Source organism: Ruegeria sp. MALMAid1280 (assembly GCF_049195285.1).
GTDB lineage: Bacteria > Pseudomonadota > Alphaproteobacteria > Rhodobacterales > Rhodobacteraceae > Ruegeria.
This window is the reverse complement of record NZ_JBMIRT010000049.1, coordinates 13,929-26,678: the sequence shown is the minus strand read 5'-3', so window position 1 is coordinate 26,678 and position 12,750 is coordinate 13,929. Positions and strand designations below refer to the sequence as shown.

The following is a 12,750-nucleotide window of genomic DNA, read 5'->3' as shown; positions in this document are numbered from 1 at the left end:
GTTACCCCGCTTTGGGTTTGGACTGCGGCATCAGGAAATGCCCGGTCGCCTGTGCTATCGGACGCGCGTGATTGTCCTGCCATGCCTCGACCCGGACCGACGCATAGCGCCGACCGGACCGGCTGACAAAAGCGCGGGCATAGGCATCGCGCGGCAGGCCCGAGCGCAGATAATCCACCGTGAAGTCAACGGTCTTGGGAAAGCGTACCGAGTCGGCCTTGAACAGCTCTTCTGCCTCGATTTCTCCGCTTTCGATCCTGGGAAAGAAATACTCCCAACTCAGTGTGATGACGGCAGTGACCTCAAGGAATGCAGCCGTGACCCCGCCATGCAGCGCGGGCAGCAACGGGTTTCCGATCAGCTTGTCATCGAAATTCAGCACTCCGGTCAGTTCGTCGCCGCGCCGGTCAAACGTGATATTCAGGAACCGGATATACGGCACCCCTTCGACAATTGCGTTCAGGGCCGCGTCGCGGCGTTGCTTGACCACCTGCATTGGTTCGGGACGGGGACGCGCCATCACAGACCCTCCACCGTAAAGGAACCCGCTGCGGTTGCGACCGGCAGATCCTGATTCTCGTCCATCGCCGTGGCCCGGACGAAGGCGACATTGCGGGTGATGTGATAGCAGGTGGCATGAGCGGTGATGTTCTGCCCCGGCGTTGCGGCGCGCATGTAGTCGATCCTTAAATCAATCGTGGCAGTTCCTCCGGGCGCCGACGGGTGGCACATGACGGCCGCACCGCAGCAGGTGTCCAGCGCGGCAAACACGGCACCTCCATGAATAACACCGGTTCTGGGGTCTCCGATCAGATCGGCGTTGTACGGCATCGAAATCGCGGCCTCACCGTCGCTGATTGCGGTCAGCTTGAGCCCCAGCGCCTTGGCGTGCGGGATCGCCTCGATGAATCGGCGCGCAATTTCCACTTTGTCGACCATGTCGTGGTGTCCCCCTTGATTTCTTTCTTTATGAGCCTGTGCCTTGCAAAAGAGCAAGACCGCCTGTTGCGCTTGCCGTGACGACGGCCTAGTTTGCAGCCCAGGAGGCCGAGAATGACCGACAACCGTTTGTCATTAAACGAGATGTGCGAAGAGTTCGACGTAACCAAGCGCACCTTGCGTTACTACGAGTATATCGAGCTGCTTCAGCCTGAACGCGAAGGCCGCAGCCGGTATTATGGCCCACGTGAATGCGCTCGGATGAAGCTGATCATGCGCGGACGTCTGTTTGGATTCTCGTTGGAAGAGATTCGCCAATGGCTGCTGATCTATGAAGATCAGGGAAACCAGGCCCAGATGGCCGAGTTCATAAAGCTGGCTGACCGACAGATGCCGGAACTGCAGAAGCAGCGGCAGCAACTGGATGAGGCGATGGACGAGCTCCAGCGCCTGCGTGACCAGACCGCCAAGTTGCTAGGCTGAACCACCCACTTTTGCTGCGAACTGACACCCGGGCATTGCAGCCCTGGACCGTCCGGTTGTGTCTTCGCACCAAATACCCGCCGCCTTCGGCTGAATTTCCGTCACGTCAATTCCCAAAACCGGGACATCAGACACCTTGACGCGAAAGGATGCTACGTCAACTTTCAATGTGACGTAGCGTTTGCATTACGTGAACGTCATCTACGTGTTGTAACGTGCGCATCGACTGCGCACCTGACTTTGATAGACGCCAGTGACGAGAGTGCTGAAACCATGACCGAAGACCTGATGACCATCCGTGAAATGTGCGAGACCTACGAGGTCACGCCTCGCACCTTGCGTTTTTACGAGGCAAAGGAACTTTTGTTTCCAATCCGCGAGGGCCAAAAACGCCTGTTCACCAAACGCGACCGGGCACGCCTGAAACTGATCCTGCGCGGCAAGCGTTTCGGCTTCAGCCTGGAGGAAATCCGGCAATTGCTGGACCTGTACCATGTGGGTGACCAACAAAAGACCCAGATGGTCCGAACGATTGAAATCGCACGCGAACGTCTGTCGGATATGGAAGCCCGCCGTGAGGAGCTGACGCAAGCCATTGACGATCTGAAAGAGCAGCTGCGCTGGGGCGAAAAAGTCATCGCCTCAATTAACACCGAGAAAAAGGCCGTCGGTTAACCCCTGCGGCTCAACCCCCGGACATCTGAATTTAAGGGAGCTTCAAATGCCCGTCTACAACGCGCCAACCAAAGACACTCAGTTCATTCTGCACGATGTGCTGAAAGTCTCGGAATCCGATATTCCAGGCTATAGCGAACTGGAGGCCGAATTTACCGGCGCGGTTCTGGAAGAAGCAGGCAAGGTTGCCACCAACGTTCTGCATCCGCTGAACGTGGTCGGCGACACCGAAGGATGCCGATTGGAAAATGGTATCGTCTACACCCCTACCGGGTTCAAGGACGCCTTCGAGCAGATGAAGGAAGGCGGCTGGACTGGCCTCGACATGCCGGAAGAGTATGGCGGCCAGAACATGCCCTACGTGATCGGCACCGCCGTGGGCGAGATGTTCTCGGGCGCGAACCAGGCGTTTGTCATGTATCAGGGTCTGACCCACGGCGCGGCCTCGGCCATTCTGGCGCATGGTACGGATGAGCAGAAAGATAAATACCTGCCCAACATGGTCAGCTGCGAATGGACCGGCACCATGAACCTGACGGAACCGCATTGCGGCACCGATCTGGGCCTGATGCGCACCAAGGCGGAACCGCAGGGCGACGGCAGTTACAAGATTTCCGGTCAGAAGATCTTTATCTCGTCCGGCGACCACGACATGGCCGACAACATCATCCACCTGGTGCTGGCCAAAATCCCCGGCGGCCCCGAGGGCATCAAGGGCGTGTCCCTGTTCATCGTACCCAAATTCATCGTCAACGAAGACGGTTCTCTGGGTGAGCGCAACGGCGTGTCGGTCGGCAAGATCGAGGAAAAGATGGGCATCCACGGCAACTCGACCTGCGTCATGAACTATGACGAGGCCACTGGTTGGCTGCTGGGCGAAGAACACAAGGGTATGCGCGCCATGTTCACCATGATGAACGAAGCACGCCTGGGTGTGGGGATGCAGGGCCTGTCTCAGGCCGAAGCCGCGTTCCAGAACGCCTTGGAATATGCCAAGGATCGTCTGCAGGGCCGCGACGTCACCGGCGTGAAGAACCCCGATGGCCCCGCCGATCCGCTGATCGTGCATCCGGATATTCGCCGCAACCTGATGGATCAGAAAAGCTTCACCGAAGGCGCACGCGCGTTCATCCTGTGGGGCGCGACCATGATCGACAAGGCGCACCGTTCGGGTGACAAGGACGCAGACGGGCTGATCTCGCTGCTGACCCCGGTCATCAAGGGCTTCCTGACCGATCAGGGTTACGACATGACCGTTCAGGCGCAGCAGGTCTATGGCGGCCACGGCTACATCGAAGAATGGGGCATGTCGCAATACACCCGCGACGCCCGGATCGCGATGATCTACGAAGGGGCGAACGGCGTTCAGGCGCTGGACCTTGTAGGCCGCAAACTGGCGCAGGATGGCGGCAAGCACGTCATGGCCTTCTTCGACATGGTCAAAACCTTCTGCAAGGAAAACGGCGGCAAAGACGAAGCTTATGACAAGGCCTTCATCGAACCGCTGAAAACCGCCTCCAAGGATCTGCAGGCTGCTGGCATGTATTTTATGCAAGAGGGCATGAAGAACCCGAACAACGCGCTGTCCGGTTCCTATGACTTCATGCACATGTTCGGCCATGTCTGCCTGGGCCTGATGTGGGCGCAGATGGCCAAAGCCGCGCAAGACGCGCTGGACGGGGGCGCCTCGGACAAAGAGTTCTACGAGACCAAGATCAACACCGGCCGATTCTACATGGCCCGCCGCCTGCCAGCCACTGCGCTGCACCTGTCGCGCATCCAAACTGGCGCAGACACGGTGATGGCATTGGAGGCTGCGAACTTCTGATCACTTTCCGGTTCCGGGGCCCTGCCCCGGAGCCGATTCCCGGAGGAGACCCAATGCCAAAACGCTTTCGCCTGACCCGCCGCTTTCCGGTTGCCATGACCGAGGACGGCTATCGCAAGCTCAGGGCTTTTGCCCACGATGCCGGGCTGGACGAAGGTGAAGCGCTGTCGTTTCTTTTCGAGAACTTCAACAGCGTCATAATCGAGGAGAACCTGACCCACCGCCTACGGACCTTCAACTCTGAACTTGAGGCGCGCAAAAGATGACAACTGGCAACAAACGATCATGTGACTGCGCCAAATCGCAATGCCGGAAGCCTCCGGCGGGAGTATTTTTGAAAAGATGAAATGTGATGCGTCCCTGCCACCGGGCGCACTCGCCATCAGGACAGGGACGACTTCACCTTTTGCGGTCATCGGCTCTCCAGCCTGTACCGCACAACCATTGAAAAGGAACATGGTTGATAAAGGGTTACCGTCCGAACTTCATCTTTCAAAAATACTCAATTCCTACGCATCCACGCGCGCCACGGGAGGGGCGATCGCATGACCATCAAACTTCACTGTTTCGGAGAGAGCGGGAGCTCGTACAAAGCCGCGCTGGCGTTAGAGATGTCCGGGCTGGATTGGGAGCCCGTCTTTGTGGATTTCTTCAACGGTGAAACGCGCACGCCCGAATACCGGGCCGAGGTCAATGAGATGGGCGAAGCCCCCGTCATGATCGACGGTGAATTCCGCACGACACAATCCGGTGCAATCCAAGCCTATGTGACCGAGAAATCGGGTAAGTTCGGCGGCAAGAACCGCGATGAGAACTACGAGATTTTTCGCTGGGTGCTGTGGGACAATCACAAGCTCAGTTCGATGGCCGGAATGACGCGGTTTCTGATGAACTTCCTGCCCGAGCAACACCGCAATGCCGACGTTACCGGTTTCAACCAAGGCCGTCTCAAAGCTGCTTATGAAACCCTGAACAGCCACCTTGAGGGCCGCGACTGGATCGTCGGCGACGGCGTGACCAACGCCGACCTCAGCTGCTGCGGCTACCTTTATTACCCTGAACCATTCGGCTTTGACCGTGCCGACTGGCCCCATATCGACGCCTGGCTGACTCGCTTGTCGGAACAGCCCGGCTGGAAACACCCATATGACCTGATGCCCGGCAAACCGTCGGATCGAGCTTAAGGAGAAGACCCATGACCGAAGCTTATATTTATGACGCCCTGCGCACCCCGCGCGGTAAGGGCCGCAAGGATGGCAGCCTGCACGAGGTAACCTCGGTGCGCCTGTCCGCCCTGACCCTGAACGCGATGAAAGAGCGTAACAATCTGGAAGGTCACGCCGTCGAGGACGTGATCTGGGGCAACGTTACGCAGGTGATGGAGCAAGGCGGCTGTCTGGCGCGCTCGGCGGTTCTGGCCTCGGATCTGGATCAATCGATCCCCGGTCTGGCGATCAACCGCTTCTGCGCCTCGGGCATGGAAGCCGTGAACCTGGCGGCAAACCAGGTCAAAGGCGGCGCTGGTGACGCCTATATCGCAGGCGGTGTTGAAATGATGGGCCGTGTGGCGATGGGCAGCGACGGCGCAGCGATTGCCGTTGATCCGACGCTGGCGATGGACACCTATTTCGTGCCGCAGGGTATCTCGGCCGATATCATCGCGACCGAGTATGGGTTCAGCCGTGACGACGCCGACGCGCTGGCGGTGGAATCGCAAAGACGCGCGGCAGAAGCCTGGGAAGACAACCGGTTCGAGAAATCGGTCATCACCATCAAGGATCAGAACGGCCTGACCATTCTGGACCGCGACGAATACATGCGCCCCGGCACTGACATGCAGTCGCTGGGCGCTCTGAACCCGTCCTTCCAGATGATGGGCGAGCAGATGCCCGGCTTCGACAAGGTGGCGATGCTGAAATACCCGCATCTTGAGCGGATCAACCACATCCACCATGCGGGCAACAGCTCGGGCATTGTGGATGGTGCGGCGGCTGTGCTGATCGGCAACAAGGAATTCGGCGAGAAATACGGCCTGAAGCCGCGCGCCCGCATCAAGGCAACCGCCAAGATCGGCACCGACCCGACCATCATGCTGACCGGTCCGGTTCCGGTGACCGAGAAAATCCTCGCCGACAACGGCATGAAGATCAGCGATTTGGACCTGTTCGAAGTAAACGAAGCCTTCGCCTCAGTCGTGCTGCGGTTCCAGCAGGCGTTCGATGTGGACCCCGCGCTGGTAAACGTTAACGGCGGCTCGATCGCGATGGGTCACCCGCTGGGTGCGACCGGTGCGATGATCATCGGCACGCTGCTGGATGAGCTTGAGCGTCAGGACAAGGAAACCGGTCTGGCCACGCTCTGCATCGCATCCGGCATGGGTGCAGCAACCATAATCGAGCGGGTCTGATGCCCAAGCTGGATCTCTCTCAGATCCCGTTCAAGGGTGGCTCGGCCTATCCCGGCAAGCTGGCCGATGCGACTGCAGGTCGTTTCGTGCAGCGCGTTGGCGATGCGGGCGGGCTGAGCCAATACGGGGTGAACATCGTGCGGCTTGAGCCGCAGGGCCTGTCCTCGTTGCGCCACTACCACATGGAGCAGGACGAGTTTGCCATCATGCTGACTGGCACCTGCGTGCTGATCGACGACGATGGTGAGCATGAGATGCTGCCCGGCGATTGCGCCGCATGGCCTGCAGGTGAGGCCAATGGCCATCACCTTGTGAACAAAACCGATGCGCCTGCGACCTTTCTGGTGGTGGGCACTCGGACCCCGACCGAGACCGGCTATTACAGCGACATAGACATGATGGTGAAGGATGATGAGAACGGATTCGCCTTCACCCGCAAAGATGGCAGCCCGCTGACGGCTGACCAGACTGGAGATGACAATGACTGATTTCACTCTGAGCAAAGACGCGGACGGCGTCGCCTTTGTTACCTGGGATGCCCAGGGCAAATCCATGAACGTGCTGACCCGCGAGGCCTTTCAGGAGGTCAGCCAACTGATCGACCAGGCCCTGAACGATGACGAGATCAAAGGTATCGTCATCACCTCGGGCAAAGAAGGCTCATTCGCAGGCGGTATGGACCTGAACACGCTGGCCACCATCCGTCAGGAGGCAGGAGACGAACCGGCACAGGCGTTGTTCGATTTCGTCATGGGCGGCCACCACATCCTGCGCAAGATGGAATTGGCGGGCATGGACCCCAAGACCAAGAAGGGCGGCAAGCCGATCGCCTGTGCCATCAACGGCACCTGTGCCGGTATCGGGACCGAGATCGCGCTGGCCTGTCACCACCGCGTCATGACCTCGAACCCGAAGGCCAAGATCGGTCTGCCGGAAATCATGCTTGGCATCTTCCCCGGCGGCGGCGGCACCATGCGTTTCAGCCGTATGGTAGGCGCAATGGCAGCGGCCCCGGTCCTGCTGGAAGGCAAGATGATGGACCCGGCCAAAGCCAAGGGCGCGCAGTTGATTGACGCTGTGTCGGACGATCCGGTTGCGGCGGCGAAAGAGTGGGTTCTGAACGCCAAGGACGCCGATCTGGTCAAACCGTGGGACGCGAAGGGCTACAAGATGCCCGGCGGTGCGCCCTATCACCCGGCTGGCTTCATGACCTTTGTTGGCGCGAACGCGATGGTGAACGGCAAGACCCAGGGCGCCTTCCCGGCGGCCAAAGCTCTGCTGAGCTCGATCTACGAAGGTGCGTTGGTTGACTTTGACACCGCTTTGAAGATCGAAGCGCGCTGGTTCACCAATGTGCTGATGAACCCGTCCTCGTCGGCCATGATCCGGTCGCTGTTCCTGAACAAGGAAGCGCTGGAGAAAGGCGCGGTGCGTCCCAAGGATGTGCCCGATCAGCGCGTCCAGAAGGTTGGCGTTCTGGGCGCGGGCATGATGGGGGCCGGTATCGCTCTGGTCTCGGCTCAGGCTGGCATGGAGGTTGTTCTGATCGATCGTGATCAAGCAGCCGCCGACAAGGGCAAGGCCTATAGCGAAAGCTTCATGGACAAGGGCATCAAGCGCGGAAAGGCCACGGCCGAAAAGAAAGAGGCGCTGCTGGCCCGCATCACCGCGACTTCGGATCTGGAGCATCTGAAAGGCTGCGACCTGATCATTGAGGCCGTGTTCGAAGACCCGGGCGTCAAGGCCGAGATGACCCAAAAGGTCGAGGCGATCATCCCCGAGGATTGCATCTTTGCCTCGAACACTTCGACCCTGCCGATCACCGATCTGGCCAAAGCCTCGGCTCGGCCCGAGCAGTTCATCGGCATCCACTTCTTCTCACCGGTCGAGAAGATGTTCCTGGTCGAGATCATCAAGGGTAAGGAAACCGGTGATCGCGCGGTGGCCAAAGCGCTGGATTACGTCCGGCAGATCAGGAAAACGCCGATCGTGGTCAACGACGCGCGCTTCTTCTACGCTAACCGTTGCATCATTCCCTACATCAACGAAGGTGTTCGGATGATCGCCGAGGGCGTGAACCCTGTGCTGATCGACAATGCCGCGCGCCAGTTGGGCTTCCCTGTGGGTCCGATCCAACTGACCGACGAAACCTCGATTGATCTGGGTGCCAAGATTGCCCGCGCGACCAAGGCGGCGATGGGTGATGCCTATCCGGAAAGCCCGTCGGACGATTTGATCTTCTGGATGGAGGAACAGGGCCGTCTGGGCCGCAAGGCCAACGCTGGCTTCTTCGACTATGACGACAAGGGCAAGCGCACCGAATACTGGAAAGGCTTGCAGGAGAAATATCCGCACGCCGAAAACCAGCCGGACCTGATCGAAGTGCAGGAACGCCTGATGTTCGCGCAGGTACTGGAAGCGGTCCGCGCGCTGGAAGAAGGCGTTCTGGAAGACATCCGCGAAGGCGATGTCGGCGCGATCCTTGGCTGGGGCTTTGCACCGTGGTCCGGTGGCCCGCTGAGCTGGTTGGACATCATCGGCACGCCTTACGCGGCCGAGCGGTGCGATCAGCTGACCGAGGCTTTTGGCGAGCGCTTCACCTGCCCGCCGCTGCTGCGTGAGATGGCCGAAAAGGGCCAAAGCTTCTACGGACGCTTCGCCCCCGAAGCGAAAGCTGCCTAAACAAAAAAAACGCTGGCGCATGCCCCCCATGCGCCAGCGTCACTTTGTGGGTTCAGATAGTTCCCCCTTCAAATCACCATCACAGGTCGACCCGGCCGCCCGGGCCGCCGCGCGCCCCTGACCGGCCTTACCGGAACAATCGGATGATCAAAGACCGGCGCAGGCAGCGAACCCAGGGAATTGGCCAGAACGCCAATATCGCCGCGCCTTGCCGTCAGATAAATCAGATCCGCAGCGGCCTCACCCACGACCACCTCATACGCTGCCTCACCCGAGAGGCTGCCTGATCCAAAGCGCCCCGCAGGGCAAAAGGCCCGAAACCCGCCTTCAACATAGATTACCTCGTCCTGATCGAAGAATAGGGTGCTGATGTCGAAATAAGACGCAGGCACATCCGAGGTGATCCGGAACATGCCGCTTAGCAGTCTGGCCGAAACAATGGGCAGGTTGACGGGCAGAGCGATCGGATCGTGGCCCAGCTTGGTGTTGTCCAATGCGACGCCCTGCTCGGGCATCAGCCACACCGGACGGCCGTTATAGGCCGCTTGTGCCGGTACCCGGATCGGCATGTTCTCGGCGTTGGTTTCTCCGGGCGGCACCGTGATGCAATCTGTCGCAACACGACTTACCGGCCTGAAACCATTGTCCAAAGTACGAACGAGGTCACCGACCCGCAGATCTTCGACCAGTTTCCACCCACCTTTTGTTGCAACTTTGGTCCCATGTACCAGCCCACCCCGGCGCGCGTTCAGCGCAGCTTGTGGCTCTGCGTTCCCCTGGTATTCAGACCTTTCGGCAAAATCTATGATACTCTCAATCTTCAACAAGAACCCACCCACCTATTACACACAAAAACTAAGGTTAATGAGTATCACAGGATTTGGCGGTGCGACTTATTTTTGACACATTATGGCCCAATTCAGACCATTTCAGGCCCGCAAATCCCGCAAAATATGAACAACAATTCAAATGCTAACGACATTGGGCTCAATCTGGAAACTATACGCCCTGCGGTGAATCAAATGCATATCCGAATCTGGCGATGTCCTCGGCACAGGCTTCGGCAACGGCCGCAGCTGACTGGTCGGAATAGTAACTGCGGTAATCTGCATGCCGCCCGGACGGGTTGAGGTGGGGCAAGGTCACATGGAATCCAAGATGGTCGAACAAGGGGGCCGCGTCCTGTTCGAAATGCTCCAACCGGAGGAAAAACCTGCACTGCTCGACCCCATCGGCGCGGGTCATGTAACGGCGGGCTGGGTGCAGCCGGAAAGATCGCCCTATGTCGGGATGCCGCACAAACCCATCGAAGGGCAGTGACTTTGCCAGCGAGACCGCCATGTGATCAAAGCTCTGCGCGCGTAACCAGTGGTAATAGCTGACGATCCGATTCCACGGGTTGCGCACCAGGGTGAATGCGGTCATGGCCTGTAGTTCCTCAACCGTCAGAACCCCGTCGATATCCGCCAGCGTGGCGTGTTTCCATAACCGCCCCCTGCCCGTCAGCGCCCTGGCCCGCTTGCGGCGCTTCACGGCCTTTGGTGTATCTCCGAACAGAATGTCATCCTTCATCGCCCGCTGCTCTAACGCCTGCGCCAGCGACGTGCCGCCTGTTTTGGGGATGTGAACGAACACATAGCCGCGCCCGCGCGAGATGATCACACCGTCTCTCCCATTGCGCTCGCGCGCCTGGACCGCCAGCCCAGCAGCGCCCCGGCTGCGGCGATCAACCCGATCCCGGTAATCTGCATGACGCCGATCACCTGCCCCAGCGCGACCCAGGCAAACAGCGGACCGAAAATCATAACCGAGTATTCGAACACAGCGACATAAGAGGTTTCCCCAATCTGATAGGCTTTGATCAGCATGAAAACCGCAATCGTTGACCCGAACGCCTGCACGACGATCCATTTCAGCGCCGGCTGCATGTCCCAGACCATGCCCCGCGTCACGAAACCATCGGGCAATGAAAGCATCGAGAACACGACCAGGCCAAGCGCTCCGGCCAGCCCAAGGGTCAGGATCATGGCCGCCAACAGCGCTACGGTGCTTTCCTGCGCGCAATGGCTGCGCGTCATGATCGCGCTGAGCGCATAGAAAAACCCTCCGGCCACGGGCAGCAGGGTTTGGGCGTCGAATTCATAGGGGTTGGGCTGCAACACGCACAGGGTACCGGCAAACCCGATCAGAACGGCCAGAATGCGCCATGGGCCGATCCTTTGCCCCATCGCAACGGCTGAGATCAGCAGCACGAAGATCGGTGAGGTGAACAGCCCCGCCAGCGCCTGCGCAATCGGCATCAACGCTAGCGAGGCAAAATAGAACAGCATTGCCAGCGTGATCAGAACGCTGCGCAGGATGACCGGCCCCAGCCGCTGCGGGCGCAAATTGCCCATTCCCAACAGGGACAGGCCACCGATCAGCGGCAGCATCAGCAGGGCGCGGCTCAGGTGGAATTGCCACAGGCCAATCGTTTCGGCCAGCAGGATCACGACGTTGTCGATGACCCCGATGATTGCCATTGCACCAACCATCAGGACCGAGGCCAAAATCGGTGAGGTCTGAGTGTCCGCCTGCATTCGAAGCCCCGGTTGAAAAGCGGCATGGATTGCCGCGCTTCGTGTTATCCAGCACATTTCACAATCCGGGCGCAACAGGTTTGCGCCTTTGGATTTTACCATGCTAAGCTAAGCCAAAATAATCACGAGCATACCTCATCTTGAAGACGGCACTTAAACAGTACCAGCGGATCGAAGCCACCGGTCTGTGGCGCCCCTCGCCCGATATACAGCGGCGAGAGGTCGTGGTGTCGCTTGGTGAGGCCACGCTGACGATCTCGGATTTCAATGAACAGGCCCTGACACATTGGTCTCTGGCCGCATTGGAACGGCGGAATCCGGGTGTGTTTCCGGCGATCTTCAACCCCGATGGCGACCGAGACGAAACGCTGGAACTGGCGGAAACCGAAACCACGATGATCGAGGCCATCGACCGGCTGCAACGGGCCATCGACCGGGCGCGGCCGCATCCGGGGCGGTTGCGCTGGCTCAGCGTGGCGGGTGTGGTGGCCGCCGTGGCCGCGCTGTTGTTGCTGTGGATGCCGTCGGCTTTGCAACACCACGTTGTCTCGGTCGTGCCCGAAATCAAACGCCAGGACATCGGCAACGCGATCCTGCACCGGATCGAGCGGGTGTCGGGACGGGCCTGCACCGCAGAGGACGCAGAGGCGGCGCTGGACCAACTGGCCGCACGCACTGGGGTGCGAAAGGTCATCATTCTGCCCGCCGGGGTACAGACCAGCCTCAGCCTGCCGGGCGGCATCGTTCTGCTGAACCGGGCCTTGGTCGAGGATCACGAGGACCCCTCGGTTGCGGCCGGATACATCATCGCCGAACGCGCCCGAAACCAGGCGCAGGACCCGCTTGACGATTTGCTGGACCGCACCGGCGTCACAACCGCGTTCCGCCTGCTGACGACCGGAGAGCTGACGCCCGGGATTGTCGACAATTACACCGAGCAAGTGCTGGCCGAACCGCGCCCGACCCTGCCGGACGACGATCTGCTTGCCGTGTTTGCGCAGGCCGCGCTGCCGTCAACGCCTTATGCCTATGCAATGGATGTCACCGGTGAGACGGTGCTGGGCTTGGTCGAGGCCGACCCGATGGCAGGCCGCCCCCTGCAACAGGTTCTGCCGGACCGCGACTGGGTCCGGCTGCAGAATATCTGCGGCGAATAA

14 protein-coding genes are annotated in these 12,750 nt (G+C 59.7%); 9 read left to right on the top strand and 5 right to left on the bottom strand.

The genetic code is table 11. The annotated features are described in order from the left end of the window. Nucleotide 1: 1 nt before the first annotated feature. Together ACOQFT_RS11890 and ACOQFT_RS11885 are read right to left on the bottom strand one after the other, a co-directional pair. Complete coding sequence (locus ACOQFT_RS11890; protein WP_421598134.1) at nt 2-520, bottom strand: PaaI family thioesterase; 519 nt, start codon at nt 518-520, stop codon at nt 2-4. Then, nucleotides 520-939: a PaaI family thioesterase gene (locus ACOQFT_RS11885; RefSeq protein WP_421598133.1), complete on the bottom strand. Its 420-nt coding sequence runs from the start codon at nt 937-939 to the stop codon at nt 520-522. Before ACOQFT_RS11885 ends, ACOQFT_RS11890 begins: the two co-directional genes overlap by 1 nt. Nucleotides 940-1,053: 114 nt before the next feature. Here ACOQFT_RS11885 and ACOQFT_RS11880 point away from each other — a divergent pair, with 114 nt between their 5' ends. From ACOQFT_RS11880 to ACOQFT_RS11845, 8 genes are all read left to right on the top strand, one after another. After that, nucleotides 1,054-1,422 carry a MerR family transcriptional regulator gene (locus ACOQFT_RS11880; protein ID WP_421598132.1) on the top strand — a complete coding sequence of 123 codons (369 nt, stop codon included), beginning with the start codon at nt 1,054-1,056 and terminating at the stop codon, nt 1,420-1,422. A gap of 273 nt (nt 1,423-1,695) precedes the next feature. Continuing rightward, a complete protein-coding gene (locus ACOQFT_RS11875) occupies nt 1,696-2,097 on the top strand; it encodes a MerR family transcriptional regulator (protein WP_421598131.1) in 402 nt (133 codons plus the stop codon). A 46-nt stretch (nt 2,098-2,143) separates the two neighbouring features. Next, complete coding sequence (locus ACOQFT_RS11870; RefSeq protein ID WP_421598130.1) at nt 2,144-3,925, top strand: acyl-CoA dehydrogenase C-terminal domain-containing protein; 1,782 nt, start codon at nt 2,144-2,146, stop codon at nt 3,923-3,925. A 53-nt stretch (nt 3,926-3,978) separates the two neighbouring features. Continuing rightward, entirely contained in the window at nt 3,979-4,191 is a 213-nt protein-coding gene (locus tag ACOQFT_RS11865; protein ID WP_421598129.1) for a hypothetical protein, read from the top strand. Nucleotides 4,192-4,470: 279 nt separating this feature from the next. Continuing rightward, nucleotides 4,471-5,109, top strand: coding sequence for a glutathione S-transferase family protein (locus ACOQFT_RS11860; RefSeq protein WP_421598128.1), 639 nt, complete (start codon nt 4,471-4,473; stop codon nt 5,107-5,109). Between the two features lie 11 nt (nt 5,110-5,120). Next, on the top strand, nt 5,121-6,332 hold the full coding sequence (locus ACOQFT_RS11855) for an acetyl-CoA C-acetyltransferase (protein ID WP_421598127.1): 1,212 nt from the start codon (nt 5,121-5,123) through the stop codon (nt 6,330-6,332). Next, nucleotides 6,332-6,820 carry a cupin domain-containing protein gene (locus tag ACOQFT_RS11850; protein ID WP_421598126.1) on the top strand — a complete coding sequence of 163 codons (489 nt, stop codon included), beginning with the start codon at nt 6,332-6,334 and terminating at the stop codon, nt 6,818-6,820. The genes ACOQFT_RS11855 and ACOQFT_RS11850 overlap by 1 nt, the downstream gene beginning before the upstream one ends. Continuing rightward, complete coding sequence (locus ACOQFT_RS11845) at nt 6,813-9,014, top strand: 3-hydroxyacyl-CoA dehydrogenase NAD-binding domain-containing protein (RefSeq protein ID WP_421598125.1); 2,202 nt, start codon at nt 6,813-6,815, stop codon at nt 9,012-9,014. The genes ACOQFT_RS11850 and ACOQFT_RS11845 overlap by 8 nt, the downstream gene beginning before the upstream one ends. Before the next feature lie 68 nt (nt 9,015-9,082). Here ACOQFT_RS11845 and ACOQFT_RS11840 read toward each other — a convergent pair whose 3' ends face one another. The 3 genes from ACOQFT_RS11840 to ACOQFT_RS11830 all read right to left on the bottom strand — a co-directional run bounded on the left by ACOQFT_RS11840 (nt 9,083) and on the right by ACOQFT_RS11830 (nt 11,593). Then, the gene (locus ACOQFT_RS11840) at nt 9,083-9,841 is read right to left on the bottom strand and encodes a Hint domain-containing protein (protein ID WP_421598124.1); all 759 of its coding nucleotides are present in this window, start codon (nt 9,839-9,841) and stop codon (nt 9,083-9,085) included. Nucleotides 9,842-10,013: 172 nt separating this feature from the next. Further along, a complete protein-coding gene (locus ACOQFT_RS11835; protein WP_421598123.1) occupies nt 10,014-10,676 on the bottom strand; it encodes a sulfotransferase family 2 domain-containing protein in 663 nt (220 codons plus the stop codon). Continuing rightward, nucleotides 10,673-11,593 carry a DMT family transporter gene (locus ACOQFT_RS11830; protein ID WP_421598122.1) on the bottom strand — a complete coding sequence of 307 codons (921 nt, stop codon included), beginning with the start codon at nt 11,591-11,593 and terminating at the stop codon, nt 10,673-10,675. Before ACOQFT_RS11830 ends, ACOQFT_RS11835 begins: the two co-directional genes overlap by 4 nt. Before the next feature lie 140 nt (nt 11,594-11,733). On the opposite strand from ACOQFT_RS11830, the gene ACOQFT_RS11825 reads away from it, so the two are divergent. Then, nucleotides 11,734-12,750 (top strand): hypothetical protein, encoded by a 1,017-nt coding sequence (locus ACOQFT_RS11825; RefSeq protein WP_421598121.1) that lies wholly within the window; start codon nt 11,734-11,736, stop codon nt 12,748-12,750.

Coding starts and splice junctions, on each gene's coding strand:
- ACOQFT_RS11890 (WP_421598134.1), bottom strand. CDS start 520: ATGGCGCGTCCCCGTCCCGAACCAATGCAGGTGGTCAAGCAACGCCGC.
- ACOQFT_RS11885 (WP_421598133.1), bottom strand. CDS start 939: ATGGTCGACAAAGTGGAAATTGCGCGCCGATTCATCGAGGCGATCCCG.
- ACOQFT_RS11880 (WP_421598132.1), top strand. CDS start 1,054: ATGACCGACAACCGTTTGTCATTAAACGAGATGTGCGAAGAGTTCGAC.
- ACOQFT_RS11875 (WP_421598131.1), top strand. CDS start 1,696: ATGACCGAAGACCTGATGACCATCCGTGAAATGTGCGAGACCTACGAG.
- ACOQFT_RS11870 (WP_421598130.1), top strand. CDS start 2,144: ATGCCCGTCTACAACGCGCCAACCAAAGACACTCAGTTCATTCTGCAC.
- ACOQFT_RS11865 (WP_421598129.1), top strand. CDS start 3,979: ATGCCAAAACGCTTTCGCCTGACCCGCCGCTTTCCGGTTGCCATGACC.
- ACOQFT_RS11860 (WP_421598128.1), top strand. CDS start 4,471: ATGACCATCAAACTTCACTGTTTCGGAGAGAGCGGGAGCTCGTACAAA.
- ACOQFT_RS11855 (WP_421598127.1), top strand. CDS start 5,121: ATGACCGAAGCTTATATTTATGACGCCCTGCGCACCCCGCGCGGTAAG.
- ACOQFT_RS11850 (WP_421598126.1), top strand. CDS start 6,332: ATGCCCAAGCTGGATCTCTCTCAGATCCCGTTCAAGGGTGGCTCGGCC.
- ACOQFT_RS11845 (WP_421598125.1), top strand. CDS start 6,813: ATGACTGATTTCACTCTGAGCAAAGACGCGGACGGCGTCGCCTTTGTT.
- ACOQFT_RS11830 (WP_421598122.1), bottom strand. CDS start 11,593: ATGCAGGCGGACACTCAGACCTCACCGATTTTGGCCTCGGTCCTGATG.